Origin of the sequence: Streptomyces sp. NPDC004539 (genome assembly GCF_040610055.1) — a bacterium.
GTDB lineage: Bacteria > Actinomycetota > Actinomycetes > Streptomycetales > Streptomycetaceae > Streptomyces.
This window is the reverse complement of record NZ_JBEXLS010000011.1, coordinates 144,417-164,846: the sequence shown is the minus strand read 5'-3', so window position 1 is coordinate 164,846 and position 20,430 is coordinate 144,417. Positions and strand designations below refer to the sequence as shown.

At 71.0% G+C, this 20,430-nt stretch carries 16 protein-coding genes; 10 read left to right on the top strand and 6 right to left on the bottom strand.

Going from position 1 to position 20,430, the window contains the following annotated elements:
- The first annotated feature begins 57 nt into the window (after window positions 1-57).
- From ABZX85_RS23725 to ABZX85_RS23710, 4 genes are all read left to right on the top strand, one after another.
- Window positions 58-252, top strand: coding sequence for a hypothetical protein (locus ABZX85_RS23725; protein ID WP_355871972.1), 195 nt, complete (start codon window positions 58-60; stop codon window positions 250-252).
- Window positions 253-514: 262 nt separating this feature from the next.
- Window positions 515-805, top strand: coding sequence for a Sec-independent protein translocase subunit TatA (gene tatA / locus ABZX85_RS23720; RefSeq protein WP_355871969.1), 291 nt, complete (start codon window positions 515-517; stop codon window positions 803-805).
- A 47-nt stretch (window positions 806-852) separates the two neighbouring features.
- Window positions 853-1,800: a twin-arginine translocase subunit TatC gene (gene tatC / locus ABZX85_RS23715; protein ID WP_355871966.1), complete on the top strand. Its 948-nt coding sequence runs from the start codon at window positions 853-855 to the stop codon at window positions 1,798-1,800.
- Window positions 1,801-1,932: 132 nt separating this feature from the next.
- Window positions 1,933-4,737, top strand: a complete 2,805-nt coding sequence (locus ABZX85_RS23710) for a DEAD/DEAH box helicase (protein WP_355871963.1) — start codon at window positions 1,933-1,935, stop codon at window positions 4,735-4,737.
- A gap of 55 nt (window positions 4,738-4,792) precedes the next feature.
- On the opposite strand, the gene atzF is transcribed toward ABZX85_RS23710, so the two are convergent.
- The 4 genes from atzF to ABZX85_RS23690 are packed head-to-tail and all read right to left on the bottom strand — an operon-like array spanning window position 4,793 to window position 11,587.
- On the bottom strand, window positions 4,793-6,457 hold the full coding sequence (gene atzF, locus ABZX85_RS23705) for an allophanate hydrolase (protein WP_355871960.1): 1,665 nt from the start codon (window positions 6,455-6,457) through the stop codon (window positions 4,793-4,795).
- A gap of 14 nt (window positions 6,458-6,471) precedes the next feature.
- Window positions 6,472-10,131: a 5-oxoprolinase/urea amidolyase family protein gene (locus tag ABZX85_RS23700; protein ID WP_355871957.1), complete on the bottom strand. Its 3,660-nt coding sequence runs from the start codon at window positions 10,129-10,131 to the stop codon at window positions 6,472-6,474.
- Entirely contained in the window at window positions 10,128-10,766 is a 639-nt protein-coding gene (locus ABZX85_RS23695; RefSeq protein ID WP_355871954.1) for an urea amidolyase associated protein UAAP2, read from the bottom strand. Before ABZX85_RS23695 ends, ABZX85_RS23700 begins: the two co-directional genes overlap by 4 nt.
- The gene (locus ABZX85_RS23690; RefSeq protein ID WP_355871951.1) at window positions 10,763-11,587 is read right to left on the bottom strand and encodes an urea amidolyase associated protein UAAP1; all 825 of its coding nucleotides are present in this window, start codon (window positions 11,585-11,587) and stop codon (window positions 10,763-10,765) included. Before ABZX85_RS23690 ends, ABZX85_RS23695 begins: the two co-directional genes overlap by 4 nt.
- Window positions 11,588-11,980: 393 nt before the next feature.
- On the opposite strand from ABZX85_RS23690, the gene ABZX85_RS23685 reads away from it, so the two are divergent.
- From ABZX85_RS23685 to ABZX85_RS23660, 6 genes are all read left to right on the top strand, one after another.
- The gene (locus tag ABZX85_RS23685) at window positions 11,981-12,598 is read left to right on the top strand and encodes a TetR/AcrR family transcriptional regulator (protein ID WP_355871948.1); all 618 of its coding nucleotides are present in this window, start codon (window positions 11,981-11,983) and stop codon (window positions 12,596-12,598) included.
- 228 nt (window positions 12,599-12,826) lie between these two features.
- The gene (locus ABZX85_RS23680) at window positions 12,827-14,500 is read left to right on the top strand and encodes an ATP-binding protein (RefSeq protein ID WP_355871945.1); all 1,674 of its coding nucleotides are present in this window, start codon (window positions 12,827-12,829) and stop codon (window positions 14,498-14,500) included.
- Window positions 14,497-14,904, top strand: coding sequence for a roadblock/LC7 domain-containing protein (locus ABZX85_RS23675; RefSeq protein ID WP_355871942.1), 408 nt, complete (start codon window positions 14,497-14,499; stop codon window positions 14,902-14,904). The genes ABZX85_RS23680 and ABZX85_RS23675 overlap by 4 nt, the downstream gene beginning before the upstream one ends.
- A complete protein-coding gene (locus ABZX85_RS23670; RefSeq protein ID WP_355871939.1) occupies window positions 14,901-15,308 on the top strand; it encodes a DUF742 domain-containing protein in 408 nt (135 codons plus the stop codon). The genes ABZX85_RS23675 and ABZX85_RS23670 overlap by 4 nt, the downstream gene beginning before the upstream one ends.
- Complete coding sequence (locus ABZX85_RS23665; RefSeq protein ID WP_355871936.1) at window positions 15,289-15,909, top strand: ATP/GTP-binding protein; 621 nt, start codon at window positions 15,289-15,291, stop codon at window positions 15,907-15,909. The genes ABZX85_RS23670 and ABZX85_RS23665 overlap by 20 nt, the downstream gene beginning before the upstream one ends.
- 58 nt (window positions 15,910-15,967) lie before the next feature.
- A complete protein-coding gene (locus tag ABZX85_RS23660) occupies window positions 15,968-17,461 on the top strand; it encodes a cytochrome P450 (protein WP_355871933.1) in 1,494 nt (497 codons plus the stop codon).
- Between the two features lie 30 nt (window positions 17,462-17,491).
- Here ABZX85_RS23660 and ABZX85_RS23655 read toward each other — a convergent pair whose 3' ends face one another.
- Together ABZX85_RS23655 and ABZX85_RS23650 are read right to left on the bottom strand one after the other, a co-directional pair.
- Window positions 17,492-18,469 (bottom strand): pseudouridine synthase, encoded by a 978-nt coding sequence (locus tag ABZX85_RS23655; protein ID WP_355871930.1) that lies wholly within the window; start codon window positions 18,467-18,469, stop codon window positions 17,492-17,494.
- Window positions 18,470-18,833: 364 nt separating this feature from the next.
- Window positions 18,834-20,342 (bottom strand): amino acid permease, encoded by a 1,509-nt coding sequence (locus tag ABZX85_RS23650; RefSeq protein WP_355871927.1) that lies wholly within the window; start codon window positions 20,340-20,342, stop codon window positions 18,834-18,836.
- Between the last annotated feature and the right edge of the window lie 88 nt (window positions 20,343-20,430).

Here is a 20,430-nt window from a genome sequence, read left to right as displayed (position 1 = left end):
GGGGGTGTCCGGTGGCCGCCCGTCACCGGGTGCCTGGGGGAGCGCTACGCTCGGGGCATGTTCTGGGCGATGGTCGCGGTTGCTGTGGGTTTCCTCGGGCTGCTCGTGCTGGGGGTGCTCGCGGTGCGGGTGTTCGTGGAGGCGCGGCGGCTCGGGGCGCAGGTCGCGGCGTCGGCGGAGCGGATCGGGCGGGCCGCCGAGGACCTGGAGAGGGCCGCGGTGAGCACCGCGCGGGCTGTCGACTCGCTGTGAGTACCGCTGTGATGGTTCTGTGAGTCCGGCGGCGGATGCGATTTGGGCGACTTCTCCCTCCCGCGCCGACGGGTGCGGCGGGTACGCTGCTGGTCGCGGACCGGAGAACGAGGCCCGATTCGCGGAACAGGGAGTACGCACGGGGATTGCCTGACGTTCACCCCCGGGAGTTACGATCGCTGAGAGCACGATCGTTCGGACACCTGTCCGACCGGTCGCACAGCATCCCCACCCAGCCGCCTCGGTGAGAAGGTAAAGACTTATGTTCGGAAGGCTCGGAGCCCCCGAGATCATTCTCATCCTCGTCGTCATCATCCTGCTGTTCGGCGCGAAGAAGCTTCCGGACATGGCCCGCTCCCTCGGGAAGTCCGCGCGGATTCTGAAGAGCGAGGCCAAGGCGATGAAGGAGGAGGGCGGCAACTCCGCCACCACCTCGGCCGCCCCGCCCACCCCGGGTGACCAGGCCAATGCGCAGCGCACCATCCAGGCGGCCCCCGGCGACGTGACCAGCTCCCGCCCGGTCACCGAGCCGACGGACTCCACGCAGCGCTGACGCAGGGCCGGTGAACTCCGGCCCACCGCACGAGATGGGAACGTGGGTTGCTCAAGTCTGCCCGCAAGAAGGAGAAGGACCCCGAGGGGCGGATGCCCCTCGCGGAACATCTGCGTGAGCTGCGCAACCGGCTCGCCAAGGCTGTCCTGGCGATCGTCGTCGTCACGATCGTCGCCGCCTTCTTCTACAAGGACATCATCGAGTTCTTCACGAACCCGATCCTGGACTCGGTCGGGTGCAACGCCACCCTCTCCGAGCTGGCGCAGCAGCGCACCGGAACCTGCGCCCGCATCGTCCTGAACGGTCTGCTGACCCCCTTCACGCTCGCCCTCAAGGTCTCCCTGATGGCCGGTGTGATCTTCGCTTCCCCGATCTGGCTCTACCAGCTCTGGGCGTTCATCACCCCGGGTCTGCACAAGCACGAGAAGAAATACGCGTACGTCTTCGTCGGCACCGGTGCCCCGCTGTTCTTCGGCGGCGCGTTCTTCGCCTACAAGACGCTGCCGACGATGGCGAAGGTCCTCCTGGAGTTCTCCCCGGCGGACCTGGACAACCAGCTGCCGCTGGACGATCTGCTCGACCTGATCGTCCGCATGGTGCTCGTCTTCGGTCTCTCCTTCGAGCTGCCGCTGCTCCTGGTGATGCTCAACCTGACCGGGGTGCTGACCGGCAAGCGGATGCTCGGCTGGTGGCGCGGCATGATCATGGGCATCACCGTCTTCGCCGCGGTGGCCACGCCCAGCACCGACCCGCTGACGATGCTGGCGCTGGCCGGCCCGATCTGGGTCCTCTACTTCTGCGCCACGCTGGTCTCCCTGCTCAACGACCGCCGCAAGCGCCGCCGCGAGGAGATGGGCCCGGCGGACGACGAGGCGTCCGAGCTGGACCTCACCCCGCAGGACATCGGCGAGGTCGAGTCGGTCAGCTCCTCCCGCGCGCTCCCGGGCCAGTCGAACAACACCGACCGGGTCAACGGGTACGACGACGTCACCTGACCGCCCTCGCCCGACGGGCCACGGCCGGACGCTCACCGAGTGTCCGGCCGTTTCCGTCCGGCCGGGCTGTTTGTCCACGATCCGGATAATGATCGTCCCGTTGTCAGTGGGGGCCGGTACGCTCGAAGCACGATGACAGAGGACCTCTCCCCGGCCGAGCGGTACGCGGCGGCGCGCATGCGCGCTGTCGAGCAGGCGACCGCGCTGGCCGGGTTCCGCGAGATGTATGAGTTCGGGCTCGACGCCTTCCAGATCGAGGCGTGTCGGGCGCTTGAGGCGGGGAAGGGGGTGCTGGTCGCCGCTCCCACGGGATCGGGCAAGACGATCGTCGGCGAGTTCGCCGTCCATCTCGCCCTGGGCCAGGGCAAGAAGTGTTTCTACACGACCCCGATCAAGGCGCTCTCGAACCAGAAGTACGCCGACCTGTGCCGCCGCTACGGCGCGGACAAGGTCGGGCTGCTGACCGGGGACAACAGCGTCAACTCCGACGCCCCGGTGGTCGTGATGACCACCGAGGTCCTGCGGAACATGCTGTACGCCGGTTCGCAGACGCTCCTCGGCCTCGGGTACGTCGTGATGGACGAGGTGCACTACCTCTCCGACCGGTTCCGGGGCGCCGTCTGGGAAGAGGTGATCATCCACCTCCCCGAGTCGGTGACGCTGGTCTCCCTCTCCGCGACCGTCTCCAACGCCGAGGAGTTCGGCGACTGGCTCGACACGGTCCGCGGCGACACCGAGGTCATCGTCTCCGAACACCGCCCCGTCCCCCTCTTCCAGCACGTCCTGGCCGGACGGCGGATGTACGACCTGTTCGAGGAGGGCGAGGGCAGCAAGAAGGCCGTCAACCCCGACCTCACCCGCCTCGCCCGCATGGAGGCGCAGAGACCCTCCTACCAGGACCGCAAGCGCGGCCGGATGCGGGAGGCCGACCGGGAGCGGGAGCGCAGATCCCGCTCGCGCGTGTGGACGCCGGGCCGCCCCGAGGTCATCGAGCGGCTCGACGCCGAGGGACTGCTCCCCGCGATCACGTTCATCTTCAGCCGCGCCGCCTGCGAAGCCGCCGTCCAGCAGTGCCTGTACGCCGGTCTGCGGCTCAACGACGACGAGGCGAGGGCCAAGGTCCGTGCCCTCGTCGAGGAGCGCACGGCCGCCATCCCCCGCGAGGACCTCCACGTCCTCGGCTACTTCGAGTGGCTGGAGGGCCTGGAGCGGGGCATCGCCGCGCACCACGCGGGCATGCTGCCGACCTTCAAGGAGGTCGTCGAGGAACTGTTCGTCCGAGGGCTCGTCAAGGCCGTCTTCGCGACGGAGACGCTGGCGCTCGGCATCAACATGCCCGCCAGGTCCGTCGTCCTCGAAAAGCTCGTCAAGTGGAACGGCGAGCAGCACGCGGACATCACGCCGGGCGAGTACACGCAGCTCACCGGGCGGGCCGGGCGGCGCGGGATCGACGTCGAGGGGCACGCGGTCGTGCTCTGGCAGCGCGCCATGAGCCCCGAGCACCTCGCCGGCCTGGCCGGGACGCGGACGTACCCGCTGCGGTCGAGTTTCCGGCCCTCGTACAACATGGCCGTCAACCTCGTCGAGCAGTTCGGACGCCACCGGTCCCGGGAGCTGCTGGAGACGTCGTTCGCGCAGTTCCAGGCCGACCGGTCGGTCGTCGGGATCTCCAAGCAGGTCCAGCGCAACGAGGAGGGCCTCGACGGCTACAAGGAGTCGATGACCTGCCACCTCGGGGACTTCGAGGAGTACGCCCGGCTGCGGCGCGAACTGAAGGACCGCGAGACCGAGTTGGCCAAGCAGGGGGTCGCGCAGCGGCGCGCCGAGGCCGCCGTCGCACTGGAGCGCCTCAAGCCCGGTGACGTCATCCACGTCCCCACCGGGAAGTACGCCGGGCTCGCGCTCGTCCTCGACCCCGGGCTGCCCGCCGGGCGGGCCAACGGGCATCGCGGGTTCGAACACCACGACGGGCCACGGCCGTTGGTCCTGACCGCCGAACGGCAGGTCAAGCGGCTCGCGTCCATCGACTTCCCCGTGCCGATCGAGCCGCTCGACCGGATGCGCATCCCCAAGACGTTCAACCCCCGCTCACCGCAGTCCCGGCGCGACCTCGCGTCCGCGCTGCGCGCCAAGGCCGGGCACATCCCGCCCGAGCGGGCCCGCAAGCAGCGGGCGCAGGCCGCCGACGACCGCGAGATCGCCCGGCTCCGCGCGGAGCTGCGCGTGCACCCCTGCCACGGGTGCGCCGACCGGGAGGACCACGCGCGGTGGGCCGAGCGGTACTACCGGCTCCTGCGCGACACCTCGCAGCTGGAGCGGCGGATCGAGGGGCGGACCAACACCATCGCCCGGACCTTCGACCGGATCGTCGCGCTGCTGACCGAGCTGGACTATCTGCGCGGGGACGAAGTCACCGAGCACGGGCGGCGGTTGGCCCGGCTGTACGGCGAACTCGACCTGCTCGCCAGCGAATGTCTGCGGGCCGGGGTGTGGGAAGGGCTGTCGCCCGCCGAACTCGCCGCGTGCGTTTCCGCGTTGGTGTACGAGGCGCGGGTCGGGGACGACGCGATGGCTCCCAAGGTGCCGTCCGGGGCGGCCAAGGCCGCGCTCGGGGAGATGGTGCGGATCTGGGGGCGGCTGGACGGGATGGAGGAGGAGTTCCGGATCAGGCAGACCGAGGGGGTGGGGCAGCGGGAGCCGGATCTCGGGTTCGCGTGGGCCGCCTACTCGTGGGCCTCCGGGAAGGGGCTCGACGAGGTGCTTCGGGAGGCGGAGATGCCGGCCGGGGACTTTGTGCGGTGGTGCAAGCAGGTGATTGATGTGCTGGGGCAGGTTGCGGCTGCGGCGCCGTCGGAGGGGTCCACTGTGCCGAAGGCTGCGCGGAAGGCGGTTGAGGGGGTGTTGCGGGGGGTGGTGGCCTATTCGTCGGTGGGGTGAGGGTTGTTCGGCGGGTGCGGGTGCTTCGTGGCTTGTCGCGCAGTTCCCCGCGCCCCTAAAGAACCTCACCATCACGTTCGTTTAGATAGGGGCGCCAACCTCCGTACGCCGTTATGTCCTCTGCGTTTTCCAGTGCCGCTGGTTCGCAGAGGAAACCCGTGACCTGGGTGCCGTCTGTCAGCTGTACCTTTCCCAGCGTCATCGGGCGTGGGAGAGTTGACAGGAAGCAGCCCAGTGACTCCGCGGACAGGCGCCAGACCTCTGTTTCCATGGCTGCTCCCCCTTCTTCTACGTGCACCAGGCCCGGTTTCGGTGGGGTCGTGTCCAGGGCGTACATGCGGTAGTTCGGGGCCGTTGTCGTGGTGCGGTCCAGGACTGCGCCCAAGGACAGGAGTTGGGGGTTCAGGGGCTGGCCCGTCAAGTGGGCGCCCACTACGGCCAGGTGGACCTCGGGTGTCAGCAACTCGGCGATTCTCGCCAGGCGTTCGTCCGTGTGGGCCGGGCCTATCAGCATGACGCCGAAGGGGAGGCCGTTCACCTGGGCGGCGGGGACTGCGGCGGCGGCCAGGTCGAAGAGGTTGGTGGAGTTGGTGAAACGGCCCAGGCGGGCGTTGGTGGTGAAGGGGTCGGCCGCTACTTCGGCCAGGGTGGGGTGAGTTGGGGCGGTCGGGAGCAACAGGGCGTCCGCGTCGGCCAGTTCCTTGAGGGCCTTCGTGTGGAGGGTGGCCAACCTTGCCTGGTCCGTGAAGAGTTGGTGGGCCGGGATGTCCCGGGCACGGGTGATGATGGTGGCCACGGTGGGGTCGAGGTCGGGGGTGGATTTCTCGATGAAGGGGCCCACCGCTGTGTAGCGTTCGGCGACGAAGGCGCCCTCGTAGAGGAGGGCCGCCGCTTCGGTGAACGGGGTGAGGTCGAGGGGGCGGATCTCGGCGCCCGCCGAGGCGAGCCGGCGGACGGCGTCGTCGTAGGCGTCCTGCCAGCCCTCGTCGAGGGGGCCGAGGTGTTCGGGGGTGGCGACGGCGACGCGCCAGGGGCCGGGGGCGCGGGGTGGGGTGGGGCTGGGGGCGGTGGTCATGTGGGCGAGGGCCTGTTCGGCTTCGCGCAGGGTGCGGGCGAAGACCGTGACGCAGTCCAGGGAGGCGCAGGCCGGGACCACGCCGTCCGTCGGGACCAGGCCCTTCGTCGGTTTGAGGCCGACGATGCCGTTGAAGGCCGCCGGGACCCGGCCCGAGCCCGCCGTGTCCGTGCCGAGTGCCAGGTCCGCGATGCCCAGGGCGACCGCCACCGCCGAACCCGAGCTGGAGCCGCCGCTGATCCGGGCCGGGTCGTGCGCGCCCCGGACCGCGCCGTGCGGGGAGCGGGTGCCGACCAGACCCGTGGCGAACTGGTCGAGATTGGTGGTCCCGAGGACGAGAGCACCGGCCGCGCGCAGCCGGGCGACCACCGGGGCGTTCGCCGCAGGGTCGTACGCGTACGAGGGGCAGGCGGCCGTCGTGGGGAGGCCCGCGACGTCGATGTTGCCCTTGACGGCGAGGAGCCGGCCGGCGAGGGGGAGGTGGTCGCCGGCGGCGAGACGGGCCTCCAGGGCCTCGGCCTCGGCCTCCAGGTCGGCCTGGGGGCGCAGGCCGATCCAGATCTCCGGGCGGTCGACGGCCTCGATACGGGCGTAGGCGGCGCGGACCCGGCAGACGAGGGTGGCGCGGACTCGGGGGGTGGGCATGGGGTGCGCCTCTTTCAGTTCGCGGCCGGGGTGAGGGTGTGCGTGGTCGGGGTGGACTCGGCGGGGTGTTCGATCTGGTCCGACCGGGCGGGAGTTCGGCTGGCCGGGGGCGTAGTCGTGGTCGTGGCCGTGAGCGGTGCCAGGACCAGCAGGGCCGTGCCCGCCTCCACCTGGTCGCCCGGTCCGGCCAGGATCTCGTGGACGACACCGGCGGCCGGGGCGTGGACGCGGGACTCCATCTTCATCGCCTCCAGGGCCAGGAGGGGCTGCCCGGCGGTGACCTCGTCGCCCTGACGGACGTTCACCTGCCAGACGGACGCCGCGAATTCGGCCTCGACGAGACGGCCGCCCGGCGGGACCTCGACCTCCGCGGGCGGCGGCGCGGGCGCGTCGGCCGCCTCCGCGCGCGCGAACTCGCCCGCCGCTTCCCAGGCTTCGCGCTCGGCACCGAACGCGTGCTGCTGGGTTCGCCTGAACTCCGCGATGGAGTCGGCGTGTTCGGCGAGGAACGCCTCGTACTCCGCCAGGGAGAACGTGCCCTCCTCGACGCGGGGGACGAAGCGGCCCGAGGTGATGTCCGCGCGCAGGTCGAGGAGTTCGTCCCCGTCGACCGGATACCACTTGATGCGGTCGAAGAAGCGCAGGAGCCAGGGCTTGCCGGGTTCGAAGGCGCCGCGCTGCTGCCAGGGGGACCAGACCTGGGTGGTGCGGCCGACGAACTGGTAGCCGCCGGGCCCCTCCATCCCGTAGACGCACAGGTAGGCGCCGCCGATGCCGACGGAGTTCTCGGCGGTCCAGGTCCGGGCCGGGTTGTACTTCGTGGTGACCAGACGGTGGCGGGGGTCGAGCGGGGTGGCGACGGGGGCGCCCAGGTAGACGTCGCCCAGGCCGAGGACGAGGTACTCCGCGTCGAAGACCGTGCGGTGGACGTCGTCGACCGTGGCGAGGCCGTTGACGCGGCGGATGAACTCGATGTTCCAGGGGCACCAGGGGGCGTCGTCGCGGACGCCCGCCATGTAGCGGGCGATGGCCTCGCGGGTCGCGGGGTCGTCCCAGGAGAGGGGGAGGTGGACCGTGCGGGAGGGGACGGTGAGTTGGGCGGTGGGTGGCAGGGCCTCCGTCAACCGGCGGATGCGGGGCAGGAGTTCGGACAGGGGGAGGCGGGCCGGGTCCGTCTTGATCTGGAGGGAGCGGATGCCGGGGGTGAGGTCGGTGACGCCCTCGATCGCCGCCTCCGACACCGCCTCCATCAGGGCGTGGACGCGCATCCGCAGCGCCAGGTCCAGTTGCATGGGGCCGAATTCGACGAGGAGGTTGTCGTCGCCGCTGCGGCGGTAGGTGACGTCGCCGTCGTGGGCCAGGATGCCGCCGTCCTGAATCTCCGGGCGGGGGGCGCCTGTCACGTCGACCGGGGCGAAGCGGACCGTGTCGCCGGGGCGGAGCTGGCCCAGCTTCCAGCGTTCCGTGGAGAGGATCGTCGCCGGGCAGACGAAGCCGCCGAGGGAGGGGCCGTCGGGGCCGAGGAGGACCGGCATGTCGCCGGTGTAGTCGACGGCGCCCACCGAGTACGGGGTGTCGTGGATGTTGGAGGGGTGCAGGCCCGCCTCGCCGCCGTCGGTGCGCGACCAGCGGGGTTTGGGGCCGACGAGGCGGACGCCGGTGCGGGCCGAGTTGAAGTGGACCTTCCAGTCGGCGGCGTAGAAGTCGTGGATGTCGGCCTCGGTGAAGAACTCCGGGGCGGCGTGCGGGCCTTCGGTGACGGCGAGGTGCCAGGTGGAGGTGAAGGAGGGGGGTTCGGCGGGGGTTCCCGGCGCGTCGGCGGGGGCCCCCTCGGCGATCGTCCCGCCGTGCAGGACGTCCCCCGGTCGCAGCGCCCTGCCGCCGTGTCCGCCGAACCGGCCCAGTGTGAACGTGCTCGCGCTGCCCAGGAATTGGGGTACGTCGAGGCCGCCCGCGAAGAGGACGTACGTGCGCAGGCCGTGTTCCGTGGGGGCGCCGACCTTGAGGACGCCGCCGGCCGGGACGGTCACCGGCGTGCCCTGGGGGATGTCCTCGCCGTCGACCGTGACCGGTGCCGGGGCGCCCGTCACGCACACGGCCGTCGGGTGGGTGAACCTCAACTCCGGGCCCTGGAGCGTGCATTCGAGGCCGGGGGTGCCCTCCGGGTTGCCGAGGGCGCGGTTGCCGAGGCGGAAGGAGCGGTCGTCCATCGGGCCGGACGGGGGGACGCCGACCTGCCAGTGGGCGGTGCGGCCGGGCCAGTCCTGGACGGTCGTGAGGGTGCCCGCGGAGACGACCTCGATCCGGGGGGTGGGGTCGATGACCGTCGTCAGGGTCGCCGTGGAGTGCGTGGCCGCCGCGAAGTCGCCGTTCTCCAGGGCGGCTTGGAGGAAGCCGAGGTTCGTCTCGATGCCGTCGACACGGGTGCCGGCCAGCGCCTTCGCGAGGCGGCGCAGGGCGTCGGCGCGGTCCGTGCCGTGCGCGACGACCTTCGCGAGCATCGGGTCGTACGACGTCGTCACCTCGGTGCCGGTCTCCACCCAGCCGTCGACGCGGACGTCGTCCGGGTAGGAGACGCGGGTCAGCAGGCCCGCGCTGGGGCGGTGTTCGCGGGTGGGGTCCTCGGCGTAGAGGCGGGCCTCGACGGCGTGGCCGTGCGGGGTGGGCGGGGTGCGGACGACGTCCCGGTCGCCCTGGGCCAGGCGGAGCATCCAGGCGACCAGGTCGACGCCGAAGATCTCCTCGGTGACCGGGTGTTCGACCTGGAGACGGGTGTTGACCTCCAGGAAGTACGCCTCCTCGCGGGCCGCGTCGTACACGAACTCGACCGTGCCGGCCGAGCGGTAGCCGACCGAGGCGCACAAGTCGTGGGCGTTCTCGGCGAGTTGGCGGCGGATGTGGTCGGGGAGACCGGGGGCCGGGGCCTCCTCGACGACCTTCTGGTTGCGGCGCTGGAGGGAGCAGTCGCGGTCGCCGAAGGTGACGACCGTGCCGGTGCCGTCGCCGAAGACCTGGACCTCGATGTGGCGGGCGTGCTCCACCAGGCGTTCCAGGAAGACGCCGGCCGAGGAGAAGGAGGCGGCGGCGACGCGGTGCACGGACTCCCAGGCGTCCGTGAGGGCCTGCGGGGTGTGGCAGGCGGACATGCCGATGCCGCCGCCTCCGCCGGTCGCCTTCAGCATCACCGGGTAGCCGATCGTCCCGGCGCTCTCCAGGGCCTCCTCCAGGGAGGCGAGCAGGCCGGTGCCGGGGGCCAGGGGGACGCCCGCCGCCTCCGCCGCCGCTCTCGCCGTGTGTTTCGCGCCGAAGAGGTCCAGGTGGGCGGGGGTGGGGCCGACGAAGACGAGGCCGGCGCGTTCGCAGCGGCGGGCGAAGTCGGCGTTCTCCGAGAGGAATCCGTAGCCGGGGTGGATCGCGCCCGCGCCGGTGTCCCGCGCGGCCTTCAGGACGAGGTCGGCGTCGAGGTACGAGTCCTTCGCCGGGGCGGGGCCCAGGCGGACCGCCTCGTCGGCCAGCCGGACGTGGGGGGAGTCGCGGTCGGGGTCGGAGTACACGGCGACCGTGCGGAGGCCGAGGTGGCGGGCCGTGCGGATGATACGGGCGGCTATCTCGCCCCTGTTGGCGACGAGGAGGGTGTCGAAGGGGGTGGGGGGTGCGCCGGTGGTGGGGGTCATGCCGGGTCCGCCCCTTCGGTCGAGTCGCCTGCCCCGGGCGGCTCTTCGATCGTCATCTCGACCGGGGTCGGGTCGAAGCCGTTGCACGGGTTGTTGATCTGGGGGCAGTTGGAGACGAGGACGAGGACGTCGCGTTCCGCGCGGAGGGTGAGGGAGAGGCCGGGGGAGGAGAGGCCGTCGACGATGCCGAGGGTGCCGTCCGGGTCGACCGGGACGTTCATGTACCAGTTGATGTTCGACACCAGGTCCCGTTTGCCGAGGCCGTACTTGGCGCCCTCCGCGAGGAAGTTGTCCACGCAGGCGTGCTGGGACCAGGTGTGGTGGCCGTAGCGGAGGGTGTTGGACTCCTTCGAGCAGGCGCCGCCGATCGTGTCGTGGCGGCCCACGTCGTCCCTCAGCACCGTCATCAGGGGCGTGTGTTCGTTCGACAGCAGCACGCTGCCCGTCGTCAGGAAGAGGCTGCCCTGGGCGTGGACGGTGTCCGGGGCGCTGTAGCGGATCGTCGTGTCGTCGGCGTCGTACACGAGGAAGTCGACCGCCTGGTTGCCGTGGAGGTCCGTGATGGTCAGGGTCTCGCCCCGGTGGACGGTCGCCGACCAGGCGGCCCGTGCGGGGACCACTGTCTTCCTGCTCATGAGCGGCCCCTTGCGGTGAGGAATTCCGTGGTGTTGAGGAAGGCGCGGCGGGCTTCCGGGGTGCTGGTCCAGAGGGGGTCGGTGTCCGTGGTGGGGGCGGAGCGCCAGGCCAGGACTTCGAGGGGGGTGCTGATGTAGTCCGGGCGGGGGTCCGTCGGGTGGGGGACGTTCGCGATCAGGATCGTGACGTCCTGTTCCGTGCGGAGGGTGACGCGGGCGCCGGGGCCGGCGGAGCCGGTGAAGCGGAGGGTGCCGTCCTCGTCCGCGCGGACGCCCTGGAAGAAGGAGAGGGACGGGGGGAGGTCCCGGGGGTCCAGGCCGTTCTTGGCCGCGGCGAGTTTGAGGAGTTCGCGGCCGGCGGGGGTGGGGGAGTGTGGGGTGCCGTCGCCGTAGCGGGCCGTGTTGCGTACGAGGGTGCTGGTGCCGCAGAGGGTGTCGTGGTGGGCGGAGGTGTCGTCCGTGAGGGTGGCGAGGACTCTGCCCTGGTCGGAGAGGAGGAGGGTGCCCGGGGTGAGGTAGGCGTTCCATTGGACCTTGACGGTGTCCGCGACGTTGAGGCGTTCCCAGGGGCGGGTGTCGGCGTAGAGGAGGACGTGGGCGCAGGCGTCGCCCTGGAGGTCCGTGAGGCGGAGTTCTGTTCCTCTGGCGAGGGTGCGGTGGGTGTAGTTGCCGCCTGCCACTGTTTCCGCCCAGACCAAGTGGCCTGCCTCGCGCGGGGGGTTGGGCCAGGTGGTGGCGGGGACGATCGGCATGTTCTCCGCGGGCGTGCCCTCTTGGGCCCGGGCGTGGGCTCGGGCTCCGTGGGGGGTGGCTGTCGGCATGGTGCCTCCGGCGGGCGGGGGTTTCTGTCGTGTGACAGAAATTAGGGGTGGGGGGATTCGGGGGGGTTGCCCGGCTGTTTCGGTGGGGTTGCTGAGCGCTCACATTTCCTCGCCCCCGCCGCCCCTACCCGTCCCATCCCTGGGGGAGGGCCCCCAGAGCCCCCCGGGGGAGGGCGGAGGGTGTTGACGGGTGGGACGGGTAGAGGCGGGGCTGTGGGGGTGGGTGGAGCTCTGTTGCCGGGTGCGGGTCCTTTGTGGCTGATCGCGCCGTTCCCCGCGCCCCTTGGGTGAGCGGGGTGAGGTGGGATTGTTCGCTCGCGCGCCAAAAGGCTTCGTGTGGTGTGGCGGCAAGATCGTTCGTCCGCGTCGGAGGCGTTGTGCGAGGATCGGTGTATGAGTAGCCCAGGTGGACGGCGTGTGGGGCGGCCTCGGGCTGTGGAGCGGGTGGGGTGGGGGGTGGACCCTCGGGGGGAGTTGTTGGGGGCGGCGGCGGAGCTTTTCACCGTCAAGGGGTATGCCGCGACCAGTACTCGGGCGGTGGCCGAGCGGGCCGGGATGCGGCAGGCGACGATGTATCACTACGTGTCGGGGAAGGAGGAGCTGCTCGTCGCGTTGTTGGAGTCGACGGTGGCTCCTTCGTTGAGTTATGCGCGGGCGTTGCTCGGTGAGGAGGGGCGGGGGGCCCGGGAGCGGTTGTGGGAGCTGTGCCGGGCGGATGTCGAGGTGTTGTGCGGAGGGGAGTTCAATCTCGGGGGGCTTTATCTGCTGCCCGAGGTGCGGGGGGAGGGGTTCGCCGGGTTCCGGGCCGCCCGGGAGGAGCTCAAGGGGGCTTACCGGGAGTTGGTCGGGGAGGCCGCCGGGCTTGAGGGCGGGGAGTTGGAGTTGCGGACCGATCTGGTCTTCGGGCTGATCGAAGGGGTCATCCTCGTACGGCGGGACGCTCCCGGTCGGGCCGTCTCCGAGTTCGCGCGGGCGACCGCGGACGCGGCGTTGAGGATCGCCGGGGTCTGAACTGTCGTACGCCTGCGCGACGTCACTGTTCGTATTCGAACGAATTCGCAGTGTTTAAAACGAACGACCATACCTCTGTCGGGGGATGCCTTTCAGGCGGTTGCCGAACATGACGCGGCGTTGATCCGGTCGGACTAAGCTCGCCCGCAGCGCACCCGGTTGAGATGGATTCGTGCGCTTGTTCCCGAATGTTCTGAAGATGCGGACAATTCCCGACAGAGGGTCCCCATGGTGAGTGCTCAGTCCTCCGCGCAGTCCCCGTCCGGGCGTGAACGCCCCTTCGCCCGGGTGCTGTTGCCCCCGGCGATACTGATGACCGCGGTGAGCGGAGCGGCTGTCGCGCTGGTCCCGCGGTCGGCTCGGGTCGCGGTCGGCGTCTGCGGGGCCGTCGCCACGGTGCTGGTGGTGATGACCGCCGTCGAGGTGGTCCGGCGGGGACGGCGGCTGCGCGAGCTGCGGGCCGACACGGAGCGCCGTACGGCCGCCCTGGAGCGCCGGATCGAGACGTACGCGACCCTCAACCTGAGAGTCGCCGAGGACCACGTACCCACCGCCGTCAAGGTGCTCAGGGCGGGCAACTCCCCGCGCGAGGTCCTCCAGTTGATGCCGGACATCGACCCGACCTTCCGCGACCTCGACCGCGCCCAGGCCGGCGTCGTCACCAGCGTCCTCGACATCGTCGAGCACCAGGAGAACCTCCGGGACTCCGCGCTGCGCTCGTACACCTCCGTCGCCCGGCGCATCCAGGCCATCGTCCACCAGCAGAACGACGAACTGCTGGAGATGGAGTACGACCACGGCAACAACCCGCACGTCTTCGACGACCTCCTGCGCATCGACCACGGCACCGCGATGATCGGCCGCCTCGCGGACTCCGTCGGCGTCATCGGCGGCGGCCGGCCGAGCCGTCAGTGGCCCGCGCCGGTCCCCCTGTACAGCGTGCTGCGCGGCGGCATGTCCCGGATTCTGGAGTACCCGCGGATCAAGCTGGAGTCGATCGCGAAGGTCAACATCCGCGGTATCTCCGTCGAGCCGGTCATCCACGCCTGCGCCGAACTCATGGACAACGCCACCCGGTTCTCGCCCCCGGCGAGCATCGTGCACGTCAACGCGATCGAGGTGCAGACCGGTATCGCCATCGAGATCGAGGACGCCGGCGTCAGCCTCAGCGAGGAGGGCCGCGCCCGCGTCGAACGCATCCTGGAGGACGCCAAGCGCGGCGAGGACATCCACGACGACGGCGGCGCCCCCCGCCTCGGCCTCGCCGTCGTCGGCCGGCTCTGCACGACGTTCAACATGCAGTGCTCGCTGCGCGTCTCGGCGTACGGCGGCGTCCGCGCCGTCCTCATCGTGCCCGCCGAGATGCTCACCGAGGGCCCGGAGACGATCTACGCGCACGGCATCGGCGCGGGCGCCACCCCGACCCTCGACCTCGGCGGCGTCAAGGGCCCCGAACGCCGGCCGAAGAAGCGCCGCCCCACCAGCCCCCGGCTGCCGGAGGGCGTGTCCGTGCGGGAGGACGAGACGCCCGAGGTCACCGAGTGGACCGCCGAGGGCCTCCCGCAGCGGCGCAGCAAGGCCGTCGTCTCCATCCTCGACTCCTACCCCCAGGCGTACGCCCGCCAGCTCGCGGAGGAGGCCGCCGAGAAGGCCGCCGCACGCGGCGAGCCGGTGCCGGTCGACCCGGAGGAGGAGATGTGGGCCGAGGCCGCCGCGCGCGTGCTGGCCAAACCCGCGCCGAGCGGACCCGCGCCCGGCCTCGGCTTCGAGGCGTTCTGGGCGGGCCTGAAGGACAACACGCCCGACGGCGTGCACCCCACCGACTTCACCCGCAATCCCACCGCATACCTGCACCTGATCGACGACAAGGCCACGGCCGACGACGAAGGGGACCCGACGTGATCAAGCAGCGCGCCAACTTCGACTGGATGCTCAAGGAGCTGTACAGCGGAGTCCCGGGCATCGAGATGATCGTGGTGCTCTCCGCCGACGGACTGCGCATCGCGCGCTACGGCGGCGACCCCGACGCCGCCGACCGGGTCGCCGCCGCCTGCGCCGGACTCCAGAGCCTCGCCGGGGCCGTCGCTGAGGAGATCCCCACCGTCGAGGGCGACATGAAGCTCGTCGTCATCGAGATGAACGGCGGCTACTTCTACCTGATGGCCGCGGGCGCCGGCGCCTATCTCGCCGTCCTGTCCGACGTGCGCTGCGAACCCGGCGCGATGAGCCTGCACATGCGCGACCTCGTCGTACGCATCGGATCGCATCTCACGAGTCCGCCCCGGCGGAAAGGGCAGACCGTATGACTCCTCCGCGACGCCGGCGGCGTGCCGCCCTGCGGCCCCTGCCCGAGCCGCCCGCGGTGGCGGCGGGGGAGGAGAAGGAGAAGAAGGCACCCGAACGGCTCTACACGATCTCGGGCCCCGACGGCGAACGGGTCCCGCTCGACCTGGTCACGCTCGTCGTGGCCCGCACCGAACCGAACTCCTCGACCGGGCCCGAGCGGACCGTGGTGCTGCGGATGTGCGCGACGCCGCTGTCGCTCGCCGAGGTCTCCGCGTATCTCGCGCTGCCGTTCAGCGTGGTGTCCGTGCTGATCACGGACATGCTGGCGGCCGGCCTCCTCGACTCGCGGGCCCCGATCGTCCGGCAGAAGATCCCCGACCGGTCCCTCCTCGAAGCGGTGATGCATGGACTTCAACGCCTCTGACACGCTCCCCGGCCCACGCGCCGAGGACCGGCTCCCGCACACCACCGCCGCCGCGGCGAAGATCGTCATCGTGGGCGGGTTCGGCGTCGGGAAGACCACGATGGTCGGCTCCGTCAGCGAGATCAGGCCGCTGACCACCGAGGAGACCATGACGCAGGCCGGGATCGGCGTCGACGACGACTGCGGCTCCGACACCAAGACCGCGACCACCGTCGCCATGGACTTCGGGCGCATCCGGATCAGCGACGAGTTCGTCCTCTACCTCTTCGGGACACCCGGCCAGGAGCGGTTCTGGTTCCTGTGGAACGGGCTCTTCGAAGGGGCCCTCGGGGCGGTCGTCCTCGTCGACACCCGCCGCCTCGACGTGAGTTACGAGGTCATGGGGCGGCTCGAAGAACGCGGCGTGCCGTTCGTCGTCGGCGTCAACACCTTTCCCGACGGGCCCCGTTACCCGATTCCCGTACTGCGCGGGGCACTTGACCTCAACCCCCGTATCCCGATCGTCGAGTGCGACGTCCGCAGGCGCGCCTCCAGCCGGGATCTCCTCGTCACCCTCATGGACTTTCTCGGCACCCTCCTGAACAAGGGCGCCCTCGTCTGACGGCTCCGTCCCGAACGTCTGACGGCTCCTTCCCGAAGCTTCTGAAAGCGACTTCCCCGTGACGTCTGACCACACCCCCACGACCACCACCGAACCCCCCGCCGGCTGCCCCGCCCACGGCCGCGGCGCGGGCGGGCTGACCCGGCTGTTCGGGCCCGGCGCCGAGGACCTCAACGGGCTGTACGAGCGGCTGCGCGAGGAGCACGGCCCCGTCGCGCCCGTCCTCCTCCACGACGACGTGCCCATCTGGGTCGTCCTCGGGCACGCCGAGAACCTCCACATGGTGCGCTCGCCCACCCACTTCACCCGCGACAGCCGGATCTGGACGCCCCTCGTCGACGGGCAGGTCAAGCCCGACCACCCGCTCATGCCGCACATCGCCTGGCAGCCCATCGCCTCGCACGCCGAGGGCGACGAGCACAAGCGGCTGCGCGGCGCCGTCAAGGCGTCCATGGAAGGGCTCGACGACCGGACCCTGCGCCGGTACATCAACCGGTCCAGCCAGCGGCTCGTCAACGAGTTCTGCGAGAGCGGGAAGGCGGAGTTGGTCACCCAGTTCGCCGAGCACCTCCCGATGGCCGTCATGTGCCACGTCCTCGGCATGCCCGAGGAGTACAACGACCGGCTCGTGCACGCGGCCCGTGACGCGCTCAAGGGGACCGACACCGCGATCGCCAGCCACGGGTACGTGATGGACGCGCTCAGTCGGCTGACCGCACGCCGGCGCGCCGAGCCGCTCGACGACGCCGCCAGTAAGCTCGTCACGCACCCCGCGAAGCTCACCGACGACGAAGTCCGGGAGCACTTGCGGCTGTTGCTCTTCGCCGCCTACGAGGCCAGCGTCAACCTGCTGTCCAGTGTGCTGCTCCAGGTCATCATCGACCCCCGGTTCTACGCCAAGCTGAACGGGGGGCAGATGACCGTGCCCGAGGCGGTCGAGCAGTCCCTGTGGGACCATCCGCCGTTCAGCACGATCTTCGCCTACTTCGCCAAGGTGGACACGGAGTTGGGCGGGCAGCGGATTCGGAAGGGGGACGGGCTGCTCTTCGCGCCGGCCCCCGCGAACGTCGATCCGCTGATGCGGCCCGATCTGTCCGCGAACATGCGGGGGAACCGGTCGCATCTCGCGTTCGGGAGCGGGGCGCACGAGTGTCCTGGGCAGGATGTGGGGCGGGCCATCGCCGATGTGGGGGTGGACGCGCTGCTGTTCCGGTTGCCCGATGTGCAACTCGACTGTCCTGAGGCGGAGTTGCGGTACACGCAGTCCATCTCGTCGCGGCATCTGGTGGCGTTGCCGGTGCATTTCGATCCCAAGCCGCAGCAGGAGATCACGCACAAGCCGAGCCATGCGAATCTGCCGCAGCCGAGGGGGAGTTGGCCGTTGCCTTCGCGGCGGCGGGTGGCGCCCGAGGCGAGGGCGGAGGCGGAGGCGGTCGTGGCTGAGGTCGAGGCCGCTGATGCTGTCGCTGTCGCTGTCGAGGAGACGGTCGTGGTGGAGGCGCGGCGGCCGGGGGTGTGGCGGCGGGTGCTGGTCTGGTGGCGGGGGTACTGAGGGGTCGAGCGGGTCGGGTCGGGGGTGGCCTCAACTGCCCCCGGCCCACTCCTCGTACGACTCCCATGCCTCCAATGTCCGTCCGCTGTGCAGGTGATGGTCGCGGCCGGTGATCGGGTCTGTGAAGTGGAGTTCTCGGGCCAGGAGTTGGAGGGGGCGGTGGAAGTCCGTCGGGGGGACGGGGGGTTGGATCTCCGGGTAGAGGGGGTCGCCCAGGAGGGGGAGGCCCAAGGAGGCCATGTGGACGCGGAGTTGGTGGGTCTGGCCGGTTTCCGGGGTGAGGCGGTAGCGGGCCAGGTCGGTGCGGTGGGTGAGTTTCGTGATGTGGGTGATGGCGTTGGGCGGGCCGGGGAGTTCGAGGGTGATGAGGGAGGTGCGGGGTTTTTCCATGCGGGAGGTGAGGGTCAGGGGGAAGGTGGGGGTGGGGGAGGCCGAGGTGTGGGGGGTCGGGGAGTTCGGGGCCACCGCCTCGTACACCTTGTGGATTCGGCGGTCTCTGAACAGGGTCTGGTAGGCGCCGCGTTCCTCCGGGCGGATCGTGAAGAGGACCAGGCCGGCGGTGAGGCGGTCCAGGCGGTGGGCCGCGCCGAGGGTGGGGAGGGAGAGGTCGTGGCGGAGGCGGGCCAGGGCGGTTTCCGCGATGTGGCTGCCTCGGGGGGTGGTGGCGAGGAAGTGGGGTTTGTCGGCCACGACGATGTGGGTGTCGCGGTAGACGATGTCGACGGGGTAGGGGACCGGGACTTCGGGGGTGAGGTCTCGGTGGAACCAGACGTACGTTCCCGGTGTGAAGGGGGTGGTCTCTGTGACGGCTTGCCCGTCCACCCCGACGACCCTTCCCCGCGCGAACAGTCCCTCGACGACTCCTTCTCCGGCTCCGCTGAGGCGCTCCACGAGGTACTCCCGAACCGTCTCCCACGTTCCCTCCCCGGGGAGCCTTACCTGTACGGGGTCGACGCCGTTCCGCTGGGGGAGGGGGGAGGGTGGGGCGGGGGTACGGCGACGTCTCATGGCAGGTCAGGGTACGGGGTGGGGGCGAGGTGGGCGCAGGTTCGGTGGGTGGGGTGCGGGCCGGTGGGTGGCTGGGCGGGTGGGGTGCTTGCCCGCGCGTGCGGGGTGCCTCCCCCGAGCTCTTCGAGCAGGGGGGACCCCCAGCCCACCCGTGCCCTGGCGGCACGACTGCCCGCAGCTAGGTGGCGGGAGGAGACGTGGGCGCGGGCGGGTGGGCCGTAGGGGTGCGGCATGGCTGGTCTCGCAGGCGGGTGGCGGCGGTGGAGCGGCTGCGGGTCGGAGAGGGCGTGGCTGGGTGGCCGTAGTCGCGTGAGCGCGTGTCGGTGTCGTATGCGTGTGCCCCCCAGTCGCCCTCCGCCCATGCCTACCCCCTCCGCCTCCCCACCCGGTACGCCACCCCCAGTGCCACCGTCACCCCCAGGAACAGGACTGTGAACCACTGGAAGTACCAGTGGCCGCCGGCCGGGTCGTAGACGGCGGCTCGGGGCCAGGCGAGGTTGAGGGTCATGAGGGTGCCGTAGAGGACGGCGAGGATGTTGATGGGGAGGCCCCAGCGGCCGAGGGTGAAGAGGGGGGCGCCGGTTTCGTCGGTGTCGGTGGGGGTGGGGTGGGGCCAGGTGTGTTTGAGGCGGTGGAAGAGGAGGGGGGCGGTGACCATCGCGTAGGCCAGGTAGAGCATGACTATGCAGGTCGTGCCGATGGCCAGGAACGCCTCGGGGGAGGCGAAGTTGAGGAGCAGGAGGGCGGCGGCGAGGGTGCCTACGACGAGGGCGGGGGCCGTGGGCATGCCGGTGCGGGGGTTGACCCGGGAGAGGGTGCGGGAGAGGGGGAGGTGGCCGTCGCGGGCCATGGAGAAGAGCATGCGGGAGGCGGACGTCTGGATCGCCAGCGTGGCCACGGCGATCGCGACGACGACGTCGGCCAGCAGCGCCTTGCCCACCCCGTCGCCCAGGCTGCTCGTCAGGACGTAGCTCAGCCCGTCCGTGGCCAGCCGCCCGTCCGTCAGGCTGGGAGCCGCGAGGAGCCCGGCGAGGACGATCAGCCCGCCGAGGAGGCCCGCCGCGGTGAGGGCCGAGAGGATCGTGCGCGGCGCCGTCCGGCGGGGGTTGTGGGTCTCCTCGCTCATCTCCCCGGCGCTGTCGAACCCGATCATGACGTACGCGGCGGTGAAGGAACCGACGAGAAGCGCCCCGAACAGCCCGTCCTGGAGGGCCCCTCCGGTGTGGAAGGTGATCGTCGGCGTGCGCTCGGAGTGGGTGAGCAGGAGGACGACGATGAGGACCGCGCCGATGATCTCGGCGGTCACGCCGACCCGGTTGACGACGGACATGACCCGGTTGTCGACGACGTTGACCAGCGTCGTCAGCACCAGCAGGAACACCCCCAGCAGCGCCGCGTTCGCCGCGCCGTCCGCCGAGGTCGGCGCGGGGTCGGAGCCGATCAGCTGGAAGCCGGACCACAGGGCGGGCAGCACCATCTGGAGGGCGAGGGCCGCGGCGGCGACGACCACGATCTGGCCGATCACCATGATCCAGCCGGCGAACCAGCCGAACGCGGGCGTGGAGAGCCGGGACGACCACTGGTAGATCGCCCCGGATATCGGGTAGCGGGCGGCGAGTTCGGCGAAGCAGGCGGCCACCGCGAGCTGGCCCAGCAGCACCACCGGCCAGGCCCAGAAGAAGACGGGGCCGCCGAACGCGTACCCGAAGGCGAAGAACTGGAAGACGGTGGTGAGGACGGAGATGAAGGAGAAGCCGGCGGCGAAGGAGGCGTACCGGCCGAGGCTTCGGTGGAGCTCCTGGCGGTAGCCGAACTCCGCCAGGGAATCGGTGGGGGGATCGGGTCGTACGTCGGTGAGGGGCGTGGTCGTCACGGCGGCACCTGCCTTCGGCGCGTGCTCCAGCACGTATTCCTGTCGGGTGACAGAAATTAGGGATGTGCTGTTGCGTGCGCGTCACGCG